The organism is Mycobacterium sp. IS-2888 (genome assembly GCF_001954215.1).
Taxonomy (GTDB): domain Bacteria; phylum Actinomycetota; class Actinomycetes; order Mycobacteriales; family Mycobacteriaceae; genus Mycobacterium.
In genome coordinates this window covers 1-20,205 of record NZ_MBET01000107.1, presented here as the reverse complement: position 1 = coordinate 20,205, position 20,205 = coordinate 1, and the positions used below count along the sequence as shown (strand labels likewise).

The 20,205-nt window shown below is 66.0% G+C and carries 19 protein-coding genes, 1 tRNA gene and 1 pseudogene; 8 read left to right on the top strand and 13 right to left on the bottom strand.

All coding sequences use genetic code 11. The features are described 5' to 3' along the window. Position 1 precedes the first annotated feature (1 nt). From A5745_RS21945 to A5745_RS25385, 6 genes and pseudogenes are all read right to left on the bottom strand, one after another. Positions 2 to 313, bottom strand: coding sequence for a PE family protein (locus tag A5745_RS21945; RefSeq protein ID WP_369805191.1), 312 nt, complete (start codon positions 311 to 313; stop codon positions 2 to 4). A 193-nt stretch (positions 314 to 506) separates the two neighbouring features. Then, positions 507 to 4,589, bottom strand: a complete 4,083-nt coding sequence (eccCa, locus tag A5745_RS21940; RefSeq protein WP_076059970.1) for a type VII secretion protein EccCa — start codon at positions 4,587 to 4,589, stop codon at positions 507 to 509. A gap of 3 nt (positions 4,590 to 4,592) precedes the next feature. Continuing rightward, complete coding sequence (gene eccB, locus A5745_RS21935) at positions 4,593 to 6,089, bottom strand: type VII secretion protein EccB (protein WP_076118876.1); 1,497 nt, start codon at positions 6,087 to 6,089, stop codon at positions 4,593 to 4,595. A gap of 51 nt (positions 6,090 to 6,140) precedes the next feature. Then, entirely contained in the window at positions 6,141 to 6,458 is a 318-nt protein-coding gene (locus A5745_RS21930; RefSeq protein WP_076059972.1) for a DUF2710 family protein, read from the bottom strand. 37 nt (positions 6,459 to 6,495) lie between these two features. Further along, positions 6,496 to 7,410 carry a DUF5631 domain-containing protein gene (locus A5745_RS25390; protein WP_175879867.1) on the bottom strand — a complete coding sequence of 305 codons (915 nt, stop codon included), beginning with the start codon at positions 7,408 to 7,410 and terminating at the stop codon, positions 6,496 to 6,498. Between the two features lie 521 nt (positions 7,411 to 7,931). Beyond that, a pseudogene (locus A5745_RS25385) lies at positions 7,932 to 8,265 on the bottom strand (hypothetical protein); the annotation flags it as partial. Between the two features lie 82 nt (positions 8,266 to 8,347). On the opposite strand from A5745_RS25385, the gene A5745_RS24825 reads away from it, so the two are divergent. Next, positions 8,348 to 8,491 (top strand): hypothetical protein, encoded by a 144-nt coding sequence (locus A5745_RS24825; protein WP_170874449.1) that lies wholly within the window; start codon positions 8,348 to 8,350, stop codon positions 8,489 to 8,491. An 8-nt stretch (positions 8,492 to 8,499) separates the two neighbouring features. Here the strand turns inward: A5745_RS24825 and A5745_RS21920 are convergent, their stop codons facing one another. The 6 genes from A5745_RS21920 to A5745_RS21895 form a co-directional block, all read right to left on the bottom strand. Then, positions 8,500 to 8,811, bottom strand: a complete 312-nt coding sequence (locus tag A5745_RS21920) for a DUF2694 family protein (protein ID WP_076059975.1) — start codon at positions 8,809 to 8,811, stop codon at positions 8,500 to 8,502. Next, complete coding sequence (locus A5745_RS21915; protein WP_076059977.1) at positions 8,808 to 9,125, bottom strand: ESX-1 secretion-associated protein; 318 nt, start codon at positions 9,123 to 9,125, stop codon at positions 8,808 to 8,810. Before A5745_RS21915 ends, A5745_RS21920 begins: the two co-directional genes overlap by 4 nt. A 51-nt stretch (positions 9,126 to 9,176) precedes the next feature. Next, positions 9,177 to 10,607: a DUF4226 domain-containing protein gene (locus A5745_RS21910; RefSeq protein WP_076118859.1), complete on the bottom strand. Its 1,431-nt coding sequence runs from the start codon at positions 10,605 to 10,607 to the stop codon at positions 9,177 to 9,179. 135 nt (positions 10,608 to 10,742) lie between these two features. Then, the gene (locus A5745_RS21905) at positions 10,743 to 11,105 is read right to left on the bottom strand and encodes a DUF4226 domain-containing protein (protein ID WP_076118858.1); all 363 of its coding nucleotides are present in this window, start codon (positions 11,103 to 11,105) and stop codon (positions 10,743 to 10,745) included. A gap of 48 nt (positions 11,106 to 11,153) precedes the next feature. Then, positions 11,154 to 11,990 carry a C40 family peptidase gene (locus A5745_RS21900; protein WP_139329733.1) on the bottom strand — a complete coding sequence of 279 codons (837 nt, stop codon included), beginning with the start codon at positions 11,988 to 11,990 and terminating at the stop codon, positions 11,154 to 11,156. After that, the gene (locus tag A5745_RS21895) at positions 11,987 to 12,775 is read right to left on the bottom strand and encodes a helix-turn-helix domain-containing protein (RefSeq protein WP_076118874.1); all 789 of its coding nucleotides are present in this window, start codon (positions 12,773 to 12,775) and stop codon (positions 11,987 to 11,989) included. Before A5745_RS21895 ends, A5745_RS21900 begins: the two co-directional genes overlap by 4 nt. A gap of 141 nt (positions 12,776 to 12,916) precedes the next feature. On the opposite strand from A5745_RS21895, the gene A5745_RS21890 reads away from it, so the two are divergent. The 4 genes from A5745_RS21890 to A5745_RS21875 all read left to right on the top strand — a co-directional run bounded on the left by A5745_RS21890 (position 12,917) and on the right by A5745_RS21875 (position 16,103). Next, positions 12,917 to 13,333 (top strand): WhiB family transcriptional regulator, encoded by a 417-nt coding sequence (locus A5745_RS21890; RefSeq protein ID WP_076060071.1) that lies wholly within the window; start codon positions 12,917 to 12,919, stop codon positions 13,331 to 13,333. Positions 13,334 to 13,394: 61 nt separating this feature from the next. Next, positions 13,395 to 14,777, top strand: a complete 1,383-nt coding sequence (locus A5745_RS21885) for an acyl-CoA dehydrogenase family protein (RefSeq protein ID WP_076118856.1) — start codon at positions 13,395 to 13,397, stop codon at positions 14,775 to 14,777. 10 nt (positions 14,778 to 14,787) lie between these two features. After that, positions 14,788 to 15,756 (top strand): pirin family protein, encoded by a 969-nt coding sequence (locus tag A5745_RS21880; protein ID WP_076118853.1) that lies wholly within the window; start codon positions 14,788 to 14,790, stop codon positions 15,754 to 15,756. After that, positions 15,756 to 16,103, top strand: coding sequence for a GNAT family N-acetyltransferase (locus A5745_RS21875; protein ID WP_076118851.1), 348 nt, complete (start codon positions 15,756 to 15,758; stop codon positions 16,101 to 16,103). The genes A5745_RS21880 and A5745_RS21875 overlap by 1 nt, the downstream gene beginning before the upstream one ends. Before the next feature lie 298 nt (positions 16,104 to 16,401). Here the strand turns inward: A5745_RS21875 and A5745_RS21865 are convergent. Then, positions 16,402 to 16,484, bottom strand: a tRNA-Leu gene (locus tag A5745_RS21865). A gap of 241 nt (positions 16,485 to 16,725) precedes the next feature. On the opposite strand from A5745_RS21865, the gene A5745_RS21860 reads away from it, so the two are divergent. The 3 genes from A5745_RS21860 to A5745_RS21850 form a co-directional block, all read left to right on the top strand. Next, on the top strand, positions 16,726 to 18,426 hold the full coding sequence (locus A5745_RS21860; RefSeq protein WP_076059992.1) for a DUF3662 and FHA domain-containing protein: 1,701 nt from the start codon (positions 16,726 to 16,728) through the stop codon (positions 18,424 to 18,426). Between the two features lie 125 nt (positions 18,427 to 18,551). After that, the gene (locus A5745_RS21855) at positions 18,552 to 19,019 is read left to right on the top strand and encodes an FHA domain-containing protein (RefSeq protein WP_076059994.1); all 468 of its coding nucleotides are present in this window, start codon (positions 18,552 to 18,554) and stop codon (positions 19,017 to 19,019) included. Continuing rightward, on the top strand, positions 19,016 to 20,205 hold a 1,190-nt coding region (locus A5745_RS21850; protein WP_076118846.1), incomplete at its 3' end, for a PP2C family serine/threonine-protein phosphatase. The genes A5745_RS21855 and A5745_RS21850, both read left to right, overlap by 4 nt.

Genomic DNA, 20,205 nt, shown 5'->3' with positions numbered 1-20,205 from the left:
ATTAGAACGGCAGCGCGCTGGCGGCTGCGCGCGCCGCCTCGGTGGCGTCCGTGGTGGCGGAAGCCAGGCTCTGCGCGCCCGAGAAGCCGGCCCGCTGCGCAACGTGCTCTGCCGCGGTGGTCAGGTAGGCGGCCCCGGCGGCGTTGAGCGCGGCCGCGAACTCCGCGGAGTCAGCGTCGGGAGCCATCGGGGTGACCCCGGTGAGTGCGGCAGCGCCGGCCCCAGTCGTGGCCGCCATCTCCTCGCTGATCCCAGCTTCTGCGGCTGCCGACAGGTCGACGGCGCCTGGAACCATTTCAAACATCCCGGTCATTTTTCTGCCTCCGTGCTTTCATTGCCCGGTTCACCCTAGGGGTGATACCCCCTACGTTCGAGCTTCCCACCAGGTAAGTTGTCTCCGCTGAAAATCGGCGGAATTGCCTGATTCTAAGTTGGCCGCAGGTGGGTGTCGACTCACCCTCGCTACGGCATTTACTGGAGCGACCGACCGCCCCGTTCGGATCACGCTATTCCGGGACTCCTACCAGCACTCCCTCCATCGCCCCGTCCGTCGTGACCAGCAGGCCACGTCCGGGGGGAAGTTGCTGGGCGCTGACCCGGCCGAACACTTTGACCGCCGCCGGATCGTTGTCCATGAACAAGGTGGGTGCTCGCGAACTGGTCAGCTTCTGCAGGAACGGATTGGTCACCGAGATCCCGGCCCAGTTGCCTGGCAGGCGCGAGGCGATCACGTGCAGCCCGATCTCCCGGCTGCGCTCGATCAATCCCCACAAGGGCGCCGTCGCCGCGTTCTTTCCGATGATTCCGTGCGGACGCAGCTCCTGCTCGTCGTCGATCAGGACGAAGTGGTGCGGACCCTCCCACGTGCTGCGGCTGAGCAACTCCTCCTGGCTCAGACCCGACGGAGGCAGGCGATCGCGCATGATCGCGGCCAACCCCTCTATCACCTCGTCGACGTCCTCAGCCGTGTAGGCATAGGCGCGCACGTGCGGGCCGCGGATCTTGCCGATGAGCGACGTCTTGGGATCGATGATGGTGATCTGCGCCTGCTCGGGATCGAACCTGCTCATGATCGCCTGCCCGAACGCCGCCAACGTGGTGGTCTTCCCGCACAGCTGCCGGCCCAAGACGAGCATGTTCGGCACCGTTCGCGCCGGCAAAACCACGGGCTGCAAAGCGCTTTCGCCGATCGCGAAGGGGATGTTGAGCGGATCGGCCGCCTCGGCGGTACCCGCGAACGCGCCGATAATCTGGCCGAGCTCAACCCGCTCCGGAAGTCGCGCCAACCTCTCCAGCCTGCCCGCACCCGTCACTTCGGCAATGACCGCGCCCATCGCGCGCGTCGCAATTCGCTCGCCGGTGGCCGACGTGAGTTCCGGCATCCCGACGAGCAACTCGTGTCCCTGCCGGGTGACGCCGAAGCCGGGCCGGTCCAGGGTGTTGCGGGCCGCCTTCCTGCGCTCGAAGCCCTCGCCCATCTGCGTCTCGTCGGGGTTGCTCAACCGGAGCTGGATGCGCGCGTTCGACACGTTGACCAGCCCCTGCTTTTGCCCCACCAGCCACGCCGTGGCGCTGGTCATGACGTGGACGCCGTAGGACAGGCCCTGGCGAGCGATCGCGATGAGGCGGTCGCCGATTGAGGGATCCTTCTCGTAGAGGTCGCTGAAGTTGTCGACGACTAGGAACACATCGCCGAACTTGTCGTCCGGATCGGTGCCGGCTCCCGCCGCGTCCGTGCCGAATCGGCGCTCCCGAAATTCGGAGATGTCGATTTGGTACTGCTTGAACGACGCCTCGCGGGCCAGGATCAATCCCTCGATCGAGGCGATGGTCCGCGACACGCCCTCGGTGTCCGTCTGACTAACGACGGACGCGACGTGCGGCAGGTCTTCGACCGGGTAAAGCGACGCCCCGATGCCGAAGAACGTGACCCGTTCGGGCCGATACATCAGCGCCGCCGAGGCCATCAACGTCATCAGCGTGGTGGACTTGCCGCGCTGAGCCGTCGCGACCACCATGACGTTGTCCATCTCGGCGTCGATGACGTGGACCCTTTGGTCGTGCTCTTCGGGAATGTCCACAATGCCGACCGGGAACACCAGTCCGGGGTTCTCGCCGTAGTCGACGTGCCATGGCTTACCGCGCCAGCGCGCCACGAGCGCATCGATTGGCTCACTGACTTCCAAAGGCGGAAGCCAGATTTGGTGCGGCGGACGTGCCGGATGGGAGGTCAGCGACTCCCGGATGATGTCGACGAGCTTCTTCTTGCGGAATCCGTCGGCGTGGAAAAGGAACTCGTCGGGCTCCTCGGGCTCGTCGGCGACGGCTAGTGCTGCGCTGTCCGCCTCGCTGAGCGGCTGGTACGCCCAGGTAAGGGCACGCGGTTGGGAAAAGCTAACGTCCACAGTCTTGTTCACGTTGACCACCCGCTTGGGCACCACGAATGGTGCCGACACGTAGAAGCACCGGAACTGCTCCAGGTCGCGCGGCCCTACCTTGAGCAGGGCGTACCCGTTTTCTTTCGACGGAAGATGCAGCGCCGCGTCGCTTCCGATCACGTCACGGGAATCTTCCGCGGTCTCGGCGCGCAGGGCTACACGGAACGCGATGTTGCTCTTGGCTTTACTCAGCGACGACAGATCCAATCGCTGACCGCCGAGCGTGAAGAAGACGTTACAGCCGCGGCCCTCCTGGCCGATGTGGATGACCAGATCGATCCACTCGGGATGATGAATGAACAACTCGAGGTACTCATCGATGATCACCAACAGGATCGGGACCGGCTCGAGGTCCCGGCCGGCGAGCCGCATCTCCTCGTACTCGTTGGCGTCACGCGCACCGGCTTCCTTGAAAAGCCGGTAACGCCTTGCGATTTCGCCGTTGATCGCCTTGCGCATCCGCTCGGCCAGGTGACGGTCATCCTTGCCGAGGTTGGACAACGAGCCCGCCACGTGCGGAAAGCCCTGCAGGTCCTGGGCCGCCGACTCGAACTTCATGTCGACGAAGATCACGATGAACGTTTCCGGCGAATGCGTCAGCGCAATCCCGCTGCACAGGGACAGGAAGTACTCCGACTTCCCAGAACCTGACGTTCCGATCACGACGGAGTGAAACCCGAAGCCACCAAAGTCCTTGGCGCGCAGGATGACATATTGCAGCTCGCCGCCCTGCTTGACACCGACGGGCACCATCGCCCACTTGTGGTCGCCGCGGCCACGGCTCTCGGCCCACAGCCTGTCGACGTCCAACTCGCGCGGATCGCTGATGCCCAGCGCCCGCAGCAATTCGCCGCCCTGGCTGTCGGTCTCCGACAATTCCCCGGCGGTCATCGGAGACCAGCGGGCGAGCGCGCGTGCGTACCGATTGGCGGTGCTCTCCGCGAGCATGTCCGCGACCGCATAGAAGGTGCCGCGGTGCGTGAGCCTGCCCTCGTGCAGCCCGAATCGCTCGCTGTCGTCAGTGAACCCGACACCGACGCCCGGCCGCGTCGCCAGCCGCAACACGGTGATGCCGGCCATGCCCTTTTGCCCGGTCACACCTTCCCACTGCTCGGGCGTGCCGACGTTGTCGTCGACGATCACCCAGTGTGGGCCCAACGCCAGCCCAGGGGCCGATTCCATCGGCGACGGCATTGACGTGGGGCTGGTTCCGACCGGTGGCGCCCACGGGCCGCGGCCCTTGCGGTGCAGCTCGGAGTCGAGCGCCTCTTCCAGTTCGGTCGGTGACGCGAACACCAACCGGCGCAGCCCGCATGCGTCGAACATCTCGTCGTGCTGGTTGTGGGGGAGCCACACAATCCACGACCACTGCTCGGGATGACGGGTGACGACCATCAGCTTGAGATCGTTCGGGCCGTGATAGACGGCCAGGGAGCACAGGATTGCGCGGGCAAAACTATGCAGTTCGCCCGGATCGTCGCCGATGAAGCTGAATCCGGGTTTCGCCCGCAGGCTCAGCACCTTGCCGATCCCGCGAATTTTGCTCTGCTCGAGGATGAAATCCCTTAGCGCGCCGCCGGTTACCGGTTCGAGCTCTTCCCCGACGGGCACGTCCGGCCACTGCAGTGACACCGCCGATTCGCTGGCTTGCTGCACACCGATGCCCAGGCGGACGTCGAGGAAATCCGAGTCCGCTACGCGGCGTTCCCACATCCGTGGACCACCGATGACGGTGTCCAGTTTCTGCGGATCACCGTGCACGAAAAGTTGGCTGCGTCGCTGTTCCTGAGCGGCGCGCTGGACTTCCTCGCGGTCTTCGTCGAGTTGGCGTAGATAGCTGCGGCGCGCCTTTTCCTGTTCACCCCAACTGATTCGGCGACCGCGGCCGAAGCGCCCGCTGAACATCAGTGTCCCGAAGCCGACCAGACCGATCATCGGGAAGAACCCTGACTGCAACGATCGAATCCCCGAGGCGTACATCACCACGAGCGTGCCGATGATCCCAACCAGCAGGGCGGGCAGCGCGATCATCAGCAGGATGTTGCGCGGCTCCCGCTCGGGCAGCGCCAGCGGCGCGGCGACCGCGACCCGGACGGGCGGAACACTCGGTGGCGGCTTGCGCCTGCCCCGGACGAAACCCCGTTTGGACATTGCTTAACCCCCGCTTGCCTGATCGTTGGAATCGGGAATGGGCGCCACGGCTCCGCCTCCGGACACCGCATCGCGCGACACCAAGGCGGCATCGCGACTGATCGCCGGCCCGGGCGCGAACGTACGCACTATCGGCCAGGGCGCTTGCACGGCCAAGCGTGGATCCATCCCCAGTGCCTTCAGTGTCCGCTGATCCGATTGGATCCCGTACCGAACACCTTGCGGTGAAAGCCAGTACAGGCTTTCCCGGGTGTCGGAGGTGCTGACGCCGCTTGTCGTCGTGACGAAGTTTGCCGCGCCCGGCAGCATCAATGTCTGTTGTGCCTCAGGTGAATTGGGATCACGGTCGTCGCGGACCAGATGCACAATTCGATCATCCATACCGATCGAGACCGGCAAACCCCGCCCGCTGAAGACGGTGATCCTGGCCTGCGGGTCGCCGGGCTGCTTCTCCCAGCCGACGCATGTCACCGGATTGGCCGAGGTGTCGATGAATTCCATCTTTCCCGACGGGTAGTAGTCGACGTCGAGCACGTCGACCACCGGTATCTGGATCAGCTTGTCCGGTCCGATCAGGATCGGTGTCGTCGAACCCTCCGAATTGGCGGTCCGCAACAAGTCCGCGACGAAACTGGTGATCTTTTGGACGCCGGTCGGCAACAGCACATAGAAGCCGTTGACGGTGCCGCTGGCGTCACGGGTTTCCAGGACGCTGCCCACCGGGGAACCCGGCAGCCACCGCGACGGTGTGCCCTGGCCCGGAATCGCCGGTAACACAAGGGGTTCCGTTGAGGGCATCGCATCGAAAAGCGCGTTCGAGATTTCGATCGGATACGTCACGCCGGGGTCAAGACCGAGGTTGAACGTCACCGATCGGTCGGTCGGGTCGATGCGGGACCGCTGGCCTCTCCAGATCACGTAGGTCGCGCCCTTGTGGGTCGCGAGGATGGCTTGCGTCGGGCCCATGGCCGCCGACCGCCCGAACGGCGAGAGCTGGCCGGCGATTGACGTCACCACCGGAGCGGTTCCGCTGCCTCGAGTGGCCGCGGTGTCGCACACCGACCAAGCAGATACGGCGCTCGCCGTGATGGGCAGGCTGTCCGGCGCGCCGGGAATGCCGATGATCGGGCCCGTCGGGTACTTCGCGATCTCGCTCGCCTTGACCCAGGTGGGCGCACTCGCGTTGCCGATCGCGAGCCGCGCGGACGTCAGATTGAGGGCGGGGTAGAGGCGTCCGTTGATCTTCGCGTAGACCGCGCCGGTGTCACGGTCGCCGATGATGGCGGACTGGCCAACCAAACCCGCGGGCTTCATGACATGAAGGAGCGCCATCCAGCCGAGGCCGATGAGGACGAGCACGATCGACAGCGCCACCGCCGCTTGCTGTTTGCGATCGTCGTGCTTCATCCGCACTGAGAACCTGGTGATCGCGGCACGCAATCGCCGGTTGTAAAACAGGTGCCCCGAATTCTGGTCCCGGTTGGACAGATTGAGTGGCACGGTCATTCTCCTTTCGGCCGTCGACGCGGATCTGCTGCGTCGACACCGACGTCACTGCAACTGGCCCCCATATCTTTCCCGGTTCTCGGTTTCCGCCTCTTCGCGGAGAGCCGCGATCGCGAGGTTCAACCTGTCGGCCAATTCTCCGTGGGCGTAGCCGGTCATCACGCCCGGATGCAGAGTCAACTCGAGCAATCGGCCGTCGGAGTTTGCAACGGCGCGGATATCGCCCAAGTCCACGCTGTACGTGACTGTCTCGGCCTGCGCGACAAGCGCTTCCCACTTGTCGGCAGCCTCGCTCAGGTCACGCAAAACCGATTCGACGAGATCCTTGTCGCTCAGATTCGCGCGACTGCCCGATCCCGACACGTTGACAGTATCGTCGACCCCTCCAACCAGCGTCAATTCATGATTTGGGGGCGGTTGTCCACTGACTCGCGGGTGGGGCGTCGAGCTTCTGAAACCAGGCGAAGTGATAGTTCGCCGATACCGCGTCCCGCGCGACGAGGCTTTCGGTCGCGGCCAACAACAAACAGTTGAGTAACAGCGCGGGTGCGATATCCGGATACTGGCCCAGGAGCTGGTAGCGGGCGGTGTCGAGGTGCACGCGCAGCAGGTCGACTTCTTCTTCTACGACGCCGGTACCCGCCGCGGCGGCCTTGGCCAACGTGTGCACCAACCGCGGCAACCCGTCGCGCCAATGCGTAGCCCGACCCAGTTCCCATCCCAGATCGTCGACCGGCGGCAGCTCGCGGGGCCGCACCGAGGATTCCGTCGCGGCGACGTCGTCATGGCGGCCAATGAAATCGCCCGGGGTGTAGGTCGCCGTCCGAGTCGCCTCGTCGAGCAGAGCGGAGACTTTGCCGCGGCGACGCCGGGGCTCCAACAACCGAACGCCTGCCGGAAGCGCGATGCCCGACGGAATCCAGCCGTGCGCGAGGTCGGTGACCAAAAGCGTCGTCCCGTCCGCGAGATCGCCGACTGCCCAGTTCAACTGTGGTTCTTGGTGAACGACGAACGCGAGGAGCCGCTGCAATCGCTCGTCGTCGGATTCAGCCACGGCGGGGGCCTCGACGGTCGCCGGGGCCTCCACGGCCTTGGGCGCCTCCGTCTCCGCGGGCGCCACGATCCGCAGCTCCGCGGTCTCTGCCTCCACGGGCTCCGGCTGCGCCTCGCGTGGCGCCTCCGGCTCCTCCGCCGCCTCCGCGACGTCCGGTTCCACTGCTTCTGGCTCCACAATCTGCAGCTCTGTGGTCTCAGCCTCAGGGGCCTCCGGCGCAACCGCGTCCCGCTCGGGAGCCTCGAGCGCGATGGCCTCCATGACCTGGGTGGCGTCCTCGGGCTCCAGCGCCACCTCGGCCTCGGCGGCGTCTTCGGTCTGCTCGGCCTCGGCGGTCTCCGCGGCTTCAGTCTCCGTGGCCTCGTCGGCCGCCGCCGCCGCCTGCGGAACCTCCGCCGGCTCCGGCACCTCCGCGGCGTGCGGCACCTCCAGGGTCTCCGTGACATCCGGAACCTCCTGGGTCGTCGACTCCGGCGTAATAACGGTCGTCGCGGCGTCGTCATCGTCGGGCGCCCGATGCCGAGCCTCCGAAACCTGAGGTTCGGCGCGATCGTCGGCTGGCGGAGCAGCTGCTACCGGGGGAGCGGCGGGCGCCTCGTGGCGGTCGCCCTCGGCGGGCTGCGGCGGCGCCGGTTCGGCACCCGCGGGGGCGGCAACGGCGGGCTCCACATCCCTAACGGCCGGTATGACTTGCGTCTCGTGGACGTCTCGCCGGGCGACACGTTGTCTGACCTGCGGGCGCCGGTGGCCTGCGAGCATCTCGGCCCGCATCGCGCGCACATGACGCAGCGTCGATTCGACTCGGCGCTGGGCGTGAGCACGAGCTTCGTCGATGACTCGGGCCTCTTCCGCCTCCCGCGCGGAATCGGTCATATCGGCCCGCTTAATGACTTTGAGCTCGTCGTTCGCGGTACGGGTTATCCGCTGCAGGTCAGCCCTGAGATAGTCTGCGAGCGCGGCGGTTTCGCCGGTGATCGTCGACAGTTCGGCAGGCCAAAGCCCGCCTGTCACCCAAGGGGTGCAGTCGATCTGAGAGCTGAAGGCCGGAATCTCCAATGATTCCCGGGTAGCTCTCCGGAGGCGCTGGCGCGCTGCTATCCGACCGAAGATGGCCACGGGCCAAGCCTACCGGCATTCGGCAGATCGTTTATTCCGAAGGTGAATTGTGCAGATCCGAGGGCCTGAGTACCGTGAGGGCATGGCTGATTCTGCGCTGCAGCAGCAACTCGACGAAGTCCGCGCTCTACTGGGCCGCGCGCGAGAGTTGTTCGGCGCCAACCCCATCGAGCCGCCGACCGATATCGCTCCCGACCCCGACATCGTCAAAACCTGGGTTATCTAACTGCCGGCCTAACCCGCGTCATCCCGGCGGCGCAGCTTGTGCGCCAACAGTTTCTCAATCGCCGCATCTAGATCGTGCGGAGTAGGCACGGCCGTCGACGGCGTGTGCCCGGCGGCCACGATCTCGTCGCGAACTTCCAGCAGCGCTTTCAGGCACGACACGTCGGCGGTCAAAAGGATGCCCTTTGCCAAGGTTTGGGCGTCGGTATCCATTGCCTCTTCGCTCAACGCGACGCTGTGCATATATCCGCCGCGGCAAGAGCGGACAAGGATGTGTCCGCTGGGGTGAACCGTGTCGAAAGCGGGATTGGCGTCGGTCATCGACCGCCGTCGACTATGCCGCCGAGCTTTCCGGCCGCATCTTCCTCGTGCTGGTCCCAGACCGCCGCCGAGGTATTCAGTTTGTGCGCCATGTCAGCGTGATCGTTGGCCTGCTGCTCGTAGCACTGGCGCCTGAGCTCGAGCAGCTCGCGTCCGGCATCGCGCAATTCGCTGAAGATGGGCCCCAGCGAGTCCAGGCTCTCCTGGATCGCGGGGTGGGATGACGGAACGGTGCGCAAGTACTCGGAGGTGTCCTGATGATGCGCGGCGGCATCGCGCAAATGTGCGGGCACCACATGGATTCGATCTGCCATCCGCTGTCTCCTCTTCATGCGCCGCCGGTAAGAGCGGCGAGATCACTATTGTCAGGTAGTCGCCGTCCCCGCCGGGCGGGTGGGTGCCGGTGTGTCGGTCGTAGCCGGCGCGGTCGCGGCCGCCACCGGCGGATGCTCCCAGCCTAGAAAGCTCGGCCCGCTTACGGAGGCGATGTGCTGAATCTGCCCGTCGAGGAGGGCTTTATCGTGGCCCAGCGCGAGCGCGTGGCGATCGGTGAACATGCCGATATCACCCGGTGCGAGCTGCAGCGGCTCGATCGGATTGGTCACCGCCGTTCCCGGTGGGGGAATGGTCATTCCTTGCTGGTGGAATGCATCCGCAATCGACGCGCCGCCAACCGCGGCCTTGATCGTCGCGGCCAGCTGCGGGCTGGCCGCCGTCACCGTCTCGCCATTGGGCAGGGTGACCGTTGTCGGACCCGCGGGCTGCGGATCGCGTTCATCCGTTGACGCGTCGCCCTTATCGTCGTCGGCTTCCTCGCTGGGGTCGCGATCGGTCGGATCGGACTCTTCCGACGCCAGCAACCCGTTGTCGTCCAGACCCCGCGACCCCGGATCGCTCGACTCTTGCGACCCGGCAAGCGGTAACCCACCCGGGCCACTCCAACCGGCCAGCGGGCTGGTCGTGCCCAGACCGGGCAGCGAACCCGCGCCGAAGTTGGGAATGCTCGGCGGGACCGGCGCCGAGGGCATCGCGGGCGCGGTGGAACCCGGTGTCGAATACGGATCCGATGAATCCTCGGCCAGCGGGCCGGGATCGTCGGCCAACAGTGAATCCAATAATGGATCCCATCCGGCAACATCCGCGGACTGTTCGGTAGCGCCGCGCACGGGTGCACTTGTGGGGGCGCCGGACACCGGCCGGCTGTCGCCGGGGTTGCTCGGCCCACCTTTGGAAGCGTCGTACAACGATGTCCATGCGGCCATCAGCGCTGACTTCGACGTGTCATCGAGGCTCGCATTCGCGACCACGGCCCGAATGTCTCTGAGCTTGCCGATGAGAAACCGCTGAAAATCGCGTGCTCCCGCCGGGGTGTCCAGATCGGATCGCGTCTGCACCGCCGCTTCGGTCTCGTGCTGCAATTTGGTCAGCGCGTCCCTGCCCTCGACGGTCATCAGGTGTGCATTCATGATGGCCGAAACCACTTGCAGGTCCAGCTGCGAGCTTGCCGAATTCTGGTGTGCTAGAGCGGCTTCGGCGTCCGCTATGGCTTCTGCGGCGGCACCCTGCTGTCGATCCGACGGCGCCGGTGCTGCGCCCCCGAGTGTCCTCACGTCAAAGAGGTCGGGGTGTTGTTGCCGGATCTTGAGCAGGATCGCATCGAGTTCTTCCGATCGCGTGGTGGGCGTGACCACGGCAGTCAACTCGGTCCGCGTCAATCCCGTCTGCCAGGCGTTGGGATCGCCGGTGCGGTCGCGCACACGTTTGACGGTGGCGAGTAGTTCGTCATAGGTCGACATCTGCTAGGCGAACAGCGCTGCGCCCCAGTGCGGGCGGTGTCGCGTCCCCTCCATGCCGGGTGACAGTACTCAGGCACGAACTCGCCGACAATTCACCACGGCGGGCCTGTGCATGAACGGATCGCACGAATCGGGCTAGCCCCTAGAGGCGGCGTACTGTGCCCGTAATCCTTCCAAGACAGCAGTTTTCGCGCGATCGAGCTCGTGAGCGTCTGCCACGATCGCCACGATCTCGCGTTGCTTGGCGACCAGAAACCGCTGAAACTCACGGGCGCCCATCGGGGTATCGACGGCGAGGTGGTCCTGATCCGGGGCGGCGCGTTCGATTTCGTCGGCGATCGCGTCAAGCCGCCGCAGGCTCTCCCGGATCGCGGCGTGGGCGCTGGCAAGGACTTCCGTGAGCACGCGGTCGGCCTCAGCGACCGTGCCGTGTTGGTCGACCAGTGCTGCCTGACGTGCCTGAATGGCGGCTACCGAGGGCCCGGATTGTTCCGACATGCGTTCAACCTATTCATCTGCCCAGGTGAATCTGGGTGGTCTTGGTTCTCATATCGGTCGGCGGATCTGAACGTTACTGCCCAATGGGCTGATCCGTACCGAGGCACCCGAGTAGGGCGCCTCGACAACCAGGTTGTTGCCGATGGCCAGCTGTACGTGTCCAGCGTGCGGGAAGACGAGGTCACCCGGCCGGACTTGCGATCGGGGCACGGGGATACCGTCGTTGATCTGCTGGTATGTAGTGCGGTCCAGGTGAATCCCCGCTTGCGCGTACGCCCATTGGACCAACCCCGAGCAGTCGAACTGGTTGGGACCCGTCGCGCCCCAGACATAGGGCCGGCCCAGTCGCGACAAGGCGGCGCGCACCGCGATTCCGGCGCGGCCGCTTGGCGACGGCAGCCGCAGGCCGGCCAACCCCGGACCGCGGTGGTGCAGCGTTCGGTATCGCAACGCCCGCAGTGCCAGCGAATGCCGTCGCGCCCGCAAGCGGGCCGACAGTATGTGCGCCCGTTGGGCACGCAGGCGGGCGGCACTGCGCCGCATCGCCTCACGCTGGGCCATCGGGGTGATAGGGGTGGTCGCGGCGTCCGCGCGAGCCTCGTCGAGAACACTCTTGGTGAGCTCGCGGGCCTGTGCCCGATCCTGGTGTGCACTCGCGATGACGCCTGACGCCGCGGCATCCGTGCGCCCCGCCGCCAGCAATGCTTCCCTGCTGCGATCGGCCAAAGCCTGGTAATCAGCTTGGGCCACACCACTATTCAGCTCGGCACTGCGCAACAGCAATCTCCCGTAATCGCCGGGTGTGGCGTCCAGCGTCGCGCGCCGAGTGGCACCGGTAAACATCTGGTGCGCACGACTCAATACCTCGATATCACTTCCGATCACAGTTCCACCTCACCCGTGTCCTGGTCGGTCGCGCCGTGGTCCGTCGGCTCGACCGCGTCGGCGAAAGCGCGAACGCGGGGGAGTGCTCCGGCCGGGATGACCCCGCGGTTGCGGATGTCCCACATCTCGTCGCTGCCGACACCGAGCAATGCCGCGATGATCGGCTCCGGTAGCGACGACTGCGCGCATGCCCGATCGAACCGCGCACTCAAGCTGGCCGGCATGCGTTCCAGCAGAGCGCTGCGCGTCTCCTCGAGCGACTGGATGTGCCTCATGAGCCGATCCGTCGAATCGGCTCCGGCGTTCACGGCGACCCGCCATGAGCTGGCGGCCAGCATCTCTGCCTTCACGCATTGCGCGATCACAGAGAGAATATACGTCTCATATTCGTTTGATGTCGTCGCCGGCAGCCGATCGATGACAGATTTGAGGGCGTCGAGCTGCGCTTCGGCGTAACCTTCCAGCACTTCGGTGTCGCTGTGACGGTCGACGACGACCGCGCCGGCCGGCCGCGCGGACATGGTTTCGGGCGGCTGCGCCGCGATCAGCCGGGCCAGCTCGGCATCCGGATCGGCGGCCACCAGCAACCGCGAGTAGGTCCCGGGCGGCAAGCCGAGCCCATTTTCAACCTTCTGAACTGTGCTTTTGTGCGGCTTGCGAGCGCCGCGCTCGAGATAGCTCAGTCCCATAACGCTCACGCCGGTCGCGGCGGCGAGCTCCGCTAGCGACCAATCGCGCGACTCGCGCAACGCGCGGATGGCGGCACCGGCCGATTCACGGCTCACCACAGGCTCCGGCCATAGGCCGGATATTACACAGACCAGCTCCATCGACGTTGTATATATGTTTTTGTCACGTTTCTCTTGCGCGCGGCCCGCATACGTGTATACGCTTTTGTCTACGTTTCACCGGACAAGGAGACCGACATGGGACATCCCTGCGCAGCCAACCCGGAACTTTGGTTCGGCTACCCCGACGATGACGGCGGTGACGGCGCGGCAAAGGCGCGCGCTTACGAGCAGTCGGCCACCGAGGCGCGGCTCCAATGCCTGCGCCGCTGCCCGCTGGCGCAGCAGCGGCAATGCGCCCAGCACGCCATCGCACACCGCGAGGAATACGGCGTGTGGGCCGGCGTGAAACTGCCGGGTGGGCAATACCGCAAGCGCGACCAGCTCGCCCGCGCCCACGAGGTTCTCCGGCGTATCGCCGCCGGAGAGATCAATTCCCGACAGCTGCCCGAAAACGCGGCGCTGCTGGCGCGCCGCGAACACGATGTCGTTGCGGTGCCCGCGGTGGTGGTGCACCTACCGCTCGCGCAAGTCGGCCCCCGTACGGCCGCCTGACAGCTGCAATGTTTGGGCGGTCAGCCGTTTGCTGACCCGGCCGACCGGGTAGAGCGCATCCATGACGTTCGACCTGACTCCGACGGCTGCGCAACACGATCTGGCCCGGCGCACCCACGAGTTCGCCGAAGAAGTGATCCGTCCGGTCGCACTCGACTACGACCAGCGACAGGAGTTTCCCTGGCCGGTGCTGGAGGAGGCCGCCCGGCGCGGCTTCTACAGCCCCTTGTTCTACCGCGACTTGATCGGTGATTCGACCGGCGTCTCCTTGCCGATGTTCATGGAGGAGCTGTTTTGGGGCTGCGCGGGGATCGGCTTGGCGATCGTCATGCCGGCGCTGGCGTTGTCGGCGATCGGCCAAGCCGCTTCCCCCGAGCAGATGTTGCAATGGGCGCCCGAATGTTTCGGTACACCGGGCGATCTCAAACTCGCGGCGCTGGCGATCTCCGAACCCGAAGGCGGCAGCGACGTGCGCAACCTGCGCACCCATGCTCGCCGCGACGGAGACGACTGGGTTATCGACGGCCACAAAATGTGGATCGGCAATGGCGGCATCGCCAACGTGCACGTGGTCAATGCGGTAGTCGACGAGGAACTCGGTCACCGCGGTCAGGCGCTGTTCGTGATCCCGGGCGGTACCCCCGGACTGAAAATGGTGCGAAAGCTCGACAAGCTCGGCTGTCGGGCCTCCCACACCGCCGAGTTGATGTTGGAGGACGTCCGGATTCCCGGCGACAACCTCCTTGGCGGGCAAGACAAGCTCGAACACAAGCTCGCCAAGGCGCGCGAAGCGGTGGCGGGCGGAGAACGTTCCGGCTCGGCGACTTTGGGCACCTTCGAACAGACGCGCCCGATGGTCGCCGCCCAGGCAATCGGGATCGCGCGCGCCGCATTGGAGTACGCGACGTCCTACGCCACCGAACGAGAGGCGTTCGGCGGACCCATCATCGACAACCAGGGCATCGCATTCCCCCTGGCCGACCTTGCCACCCAGATCGACGCCGCCCGGCTGCTGACGTGGCGTGCCTCGTGGATGGCGGCCAACAATGTCCCCTTCGAGCGGGGCGAGGGTTCGATGTCGAAACTCGCCGCCAGCGAAGTGGCGGTCAAGGCCACCGAACGCGCCGTCCAAGTCTTGGGCGGCTGGGGCTATATCACCGACCATCCGGTGGAGAAGTGGTATCGAGATGCCAAGCTGTACACCATCTTTGAAGGCACCAGCGAGATTCAACGGATGGTCATTTCGAACGCGTTGGGCGCGGCCGTGGGGACGCCGCCGCTGCATGTGGTGATAGAGCCGTCCGGGGGACCGCTGAACCGGGTCTTCGGTCGGGGCGCGCCATTGCGATCTCGCGCCGCCGGGGCCGCATTGTCGATGCAGGATCGGATTCCGGAACCGGTCATGCGGCTCGCCATGAAGGTGCTGCGACCGCCGGGCCGATAATCGGTGAACGATGAGCAACCTCGAGACCGCGCCGACCGAAGTAGCTTGCAGCGCTTCACGGGTCGCGGGCATCGAGGTGCTGCATCCACGAGAAGTTCCGCTGGGCGGGCCTAGGGCGATCCGGGTACAGCGAACCCTGCCGCAACGGCAACGCTCGCTGATCGGCGCGTGGTGTTTCATCGACCACTACGGACCCGTGCGGGCGAGCATGGACGTGCCGCCACACCCGCACACGGGACTACAGACCGTGAGTTGGTTGTTCAGAGGGGAAGTGGAGCACCGCGACAGTGCCGGCGTGCACGCCATGGTCCGCCCCGGCGAGCTCAACCTGATGACGGCGGGAGCGGGCATCTGCCATTCCGAAGTATCGGTGGACACCGGCGCCGCCTTGCATGGCGCACAGCTCTGGGTGGCACTTCCCGACTCAACTCGCGACACCGGACGCGATTTCGCCCACCATGCGCCCCCGCCGATATCGCTGCCCGGCGCGGTAGCACGCGTTTTTCTCGGGGAGCTCGCCGGCAGCCGTTCGCCCGTGCCCACCTTCACGCCGCTACTCGGCGCACAGCTCGACCTCGATTCGAACACCCGGCTGGACCTGGACGTCGACCCGGCCTTCGAGCACGGCGTGCTGTGCGACGTCGGTGCCGTGCAGCTCGGCGGCACCGCTCTGGGGGTGGCCGACCTCGGATATCAAGGCGCCGGGAGCTCGACGCTGCGGCTGCAGAACACGGGGGACGGACCCGCGCGGGTGCTGCTGCTGGGCGGGACGCCCTTCACCGAGGAGCTGGTGATGTGGTGGAACTTCGTCGGGCGCAGTCACGACGACATCGTCAGCTATCGCCATCAGTGGCAGGACGGCGACGAGCGCTTCGGCGCTGTCGACGGCTACCGGGGCTCGGTCACCCACCTGCCGGCGCCGCCCCTGCCGACCGCGCGGCTGCGGCCGCGACCCACACCGGAGAGAAAGGATCCCTAATGACTACAGACAAGACCGGTGCACCGACCACCGTCACCGCGGGACACCAGACCTACACAATCGCCGTCGAAGGGCGGACCGTCGGCCATGCCGACTATGCGGACCGCGGCGATCAGCGCGTTTTCCACCACACGGTCGTCGATCCCGAATTCGGCGGGCGGGGGCTGGCGACCATCCTGGTCGAGAAGGCGCTCAACGCCGCCCGCGACGAAGGCAAACGCATTGTTCCGGTGTGCTCGATGGTTCAAACGGTGCTCAAGAAGCATCCCGAATTCGGCGACATCACCGACCCGGTCACCGCCGAGGTCAAGGGCTGGGCAATGACGCAGCCGCATGAGCCGCGTTGACATGGCGCTGCTGATTCTCAAGGTTGCGCTGATCGCCTTTGTCGTCGGAGGCACCGTCGCTCTGATCACACGAGGCGTTAGGCGCTCGCGAGCGAATAGGTTGGATCCACGCTGGAAGGGGGACCGCACCCAACCCGGCTACGAGGCATCCGCGTTAGGGGCCATGCCGAACACGCCGCTTCCCGAATGGGTCAATTGGGATGACGAGGACGACGACCCAGTCACGCGCTCCCAAAAGTGAGGCAGTGCAACACATGTGCGGCCGCGGGCCCAACAGGCCGCGGTGCGAACCGCTCGGTGGGCGAAGGGGGACTTGAACCCCCACGTCCCGAAGGACACTGGCACCTGAAGCCAGCGCGTCTGCCATTCCGCCACTCGCCCGGGAAACAACCGAAGGACCATACCACTGTAGTGGCCGCGTGCCCCAGCCGCTCGCGCGGGACCGGGAGCCTTCGCGCCGGGGCGCAGCCCGCCCTGAGCTGGCGTGATGCGATTCTCAGAGTTCTCACGGTGCCGCAGCATCGAGGTGTCCCGATACCATGCTTGAGTGATGCGACATGCGGGCGAGGCGTTTGCCTTGCGCCGCCGATATGCCGAGACAAGTGCGGGCGAGCGCTGAAACATGAGTAGCCACAAAGGGCTCGTTGCGCGGATCGAGCGCAAACTCGAGGCGACCGTCGGCGATGCGTTTGCCCGAGTGTTCGGGGGATCGATAGTTCCGCAGGAGGTCGAGGCCCTATTGCGCCGCGAAGCCGAAGACGGCGTGCGGCCACTTCAGGGCAATCGTTTTTTGGCCCCCAACGAATACATCATTACCCTCGGTATGCACGACTTCGAGAAGGTGCGCGCGGATCCCGATCTCACGTCGAGCGTTTTCGCTAGGTACTTGGCTGACTATATCTATGAACAGGGGTGGCAAACGTATGGTGAGGTTGTGGTTCGGTTCGAGCAGTCACCGAACCTGCACACCGGCCAGTTCCGCGCCCGCGGTGCTGTCAACCCCGATGTCGAGCCCCGCCCGGCGGACAACGACCCCGCCCGGCCACAATCAAATCAGGCGTTCAGCGCAGAACCAGGAGTACCACCAATGACTGACAACTCGAGCTACCGCGGCGGTCAGGGGCAGGGGCGGCCCGGCGACGACTACTACGACGAGCGCTACGCGCGTCCCCAAGACGATCAGCGCGGCGGCCAGGACCCGCAGGGCGGGGCCGACCCACGAGGTGGATATCCGCCGGAGCAGGGCGGCTACCCGCCCCAAGGTGGCTACCCGCCGCCTCGCCACCCCGAGCAGGGCGGTTACCAAGACCAGCGCGGCGGATACCCCGACCAGGGCGGTTACCAAGACCAGCGCGGCGGATACCCCGACCAGGGTGGCTACCAAGATCAGCGCGGCGGATACCCCGATCACGGCGGTTACCCCGATCAGCGCGGCGGATACCCGGACCAGGGCCGCGGCTACCCAGACCAGAGCCAGGGTGGCCCCCCGCCGTCGTACGAGCAGCGCCCCCCGGCGCCTGGCGGCGGCTACGGCGGCGGCCCAGGCTACGACCAGGGCTACCGCCAGGGTGGTGGCTACGGACCTCCCGGCGGCGGTCAGCCCGCAGGCGGCCAGCCGGGCTACGGCGGCTACAGCGAATACGGCCGCGGGCCGGTTCGTCAGGACGACGCCGGCTACGCACCGCAAGGCGCGCCCGAACAGCCTCGACCGCCTTACCCCGACCAAGGCGCCGGCTACGACCAGGGTTACCAGCAAGGTGGTGGCCAGGGATACGGGCAGCAGGAATACGCCCAGCCGGAGTACGGCCAGCAGGAGTACGGCCAGCAGGACTACGGGCAGGGCGACTACACCCAGTACGCCGAACACATTCCGGGCGGGGGCGGCGGGTACGCCCCTCCCGCCGGCGGATACGCCGAACCGCCGTCGCGCGACTACGAGTACGGACAGTCAGCCGACTACGGCCAGGCGGCCGATTACGGTCAACCCGCGGGCGGAGGCTACGGCGGTTACGCGGGGGGCGGCTACGGCGCTGCCGGGACTTCGGTCACCCTGCAGCTCGACGACGGCAGCGGTCGGACATATCAGCTGCGCGAAGGCGCCAACATCGTGGGCCGCGGACAGGACGCGCAGTTCCGGTTGCCCGACACCGGTGTGTCGCGCCGTCATCTTGAAATCCGCTGGGATGGACACGTGGCCCTGCTGACCGACCTCAATTCCACAAACGGCACCACCGTCAACAACGCGCCGGTACAGGAGTGGCAGTTGGCCGATGGCGACGTCATCCGTTTGGGCCACTCGGAGATCATCGTTCGGATCCACTGATCGCAGCGGGCTCAAAGCTGCCGTGCTTCGCCCCGCGCCGACCACCGTCCAAGTATCGTGACGTTGCTGATGTGCTCGGCGTCACCGATGCGAGGGATGCGACGCCAGGACGGAAAGGACGCCAGATGCAGGGACTAGTACTGCAACTGACGCGTGCCGGATTTTTAATGTTGTTATGGGTATTCATCTGGTCGGTGCTGCGAATCTTGCGGACCGACATCTACGCACCCACCGGCGCTGTCATGGTGCGTCGCGGCTTGGCGTTACGGGGCACGCTCCTTCCCTCGCGGCAGCGCCGGCATGCTGCCCGCTATTTGGTCGTGACGGAAGGTTCGCTGGCGGGCGCGCGAATCACGCTCAGCGGGCAGCCCGTGCTCATCGGGCGCGCTGACGATTCGACGCTCGTGCTGACCGACGACTACGCCTCGACACGGCACGCCAGGCTGTCTCAGCGCGGCTCGGAATGGTACGTCGAGGATCTAGGATCGACCAACGGCACTTACCTTGACAGGGCGAAGGTGACGACTGCGGTACGAGTCCCAATAGCAACGCCGGTTCGGATCGGCAAAACGGCAATCGAGTTGCGCCCGTGACCCTGGTCCTGCGATATGCCGCCCGCAGCGATCGCGGCCTGGTACGCGCCAACAACGAAGACTCGGTCTATGCCGGCGCACGACTGTTGGCGCTGGCCGATGGAATGGGTGGCCACGCCGCCGGCGAAGTGGCGTCTCAATTGGTGATCGCCGCGCTGGCCCATCTGGACGACGACGAACCGGGTGGTGACCTGCTCGCCAAGCTCGACGCCGCGGTGCGCGCGGGCAACTCGGCTATCGCCGCACAGGTCGAGATGGAACCCGAGCTCGAGGGGATGGGCACCACACTCACCGCAATCTTGTTCGCGGGCAACCGTATTGGGTTGGTGCACATCGGGGACTCGCGCGGCTATCTGCTGCGCGACGGCGAGCTGACTCAGATCACCAAGGACGACACCTTTGTCCAAACCCTGGTGGACGAAGGACGGATCACGCGGGAAGAGGCGCACAGCCATCCGCAACGATCGCTGATCATGCGGGCGCTGACCGGCCACGAGGTCGAGCCCACATTGACCATGCGGGAAGCGCGGGCAGGTGATCGCTACCTGCTCTGCTCGGACGGGCTGTCCGACCCGGTCAGCGACGAAACCATCCTCGAGGCCCTGCAGATCCCCGACGTCGCCGAAAGCGCTTACCGCCTCATCGAATTGGCGTTGCGCGGTGGCGGACCCGACAACGTGACGGTCGTAGTCGCCGACGTCGTCGACTACGACTACGGCCAGACCCAGCCGATTCTCGCGGGGGCGGTGTCGGGTGAAGAAGACCAACTGACCACCCTGCCCAACACATCGGCCGGCCGGGCTTCCGCGATCAGCCCTCGCAAAGAGGCCGCGAAACGGGTTGCGCCACAAGAAGAAACGCCGAGCCGCCCGCGGTGGCCGCGGCGCAGGATGTTCATCTTCGTGACGCTGATCGTCCTGCTGGTGCTTGCCGGCCTGGCGATCGTGCGAACCGTAATCCGAAGCAACTATTACGTCGCCGAGTACAACGGCATCGTCTCGATTGTGCGGGGAATTCAAGGGTCGATGCTGGGTGTGTCACTGCACGATCCTTATTTGGTGGGCTGTCTCAACGCGCGCAATGAACTGTCCCTTATCAGTTATAGCCAGTCCGGAGGGCACCTCGACTGTCGCGTGATGCGATTGCAGGACCTGCGTCCCGCGGAGCGCGCCCAGGTTCAGGCCGG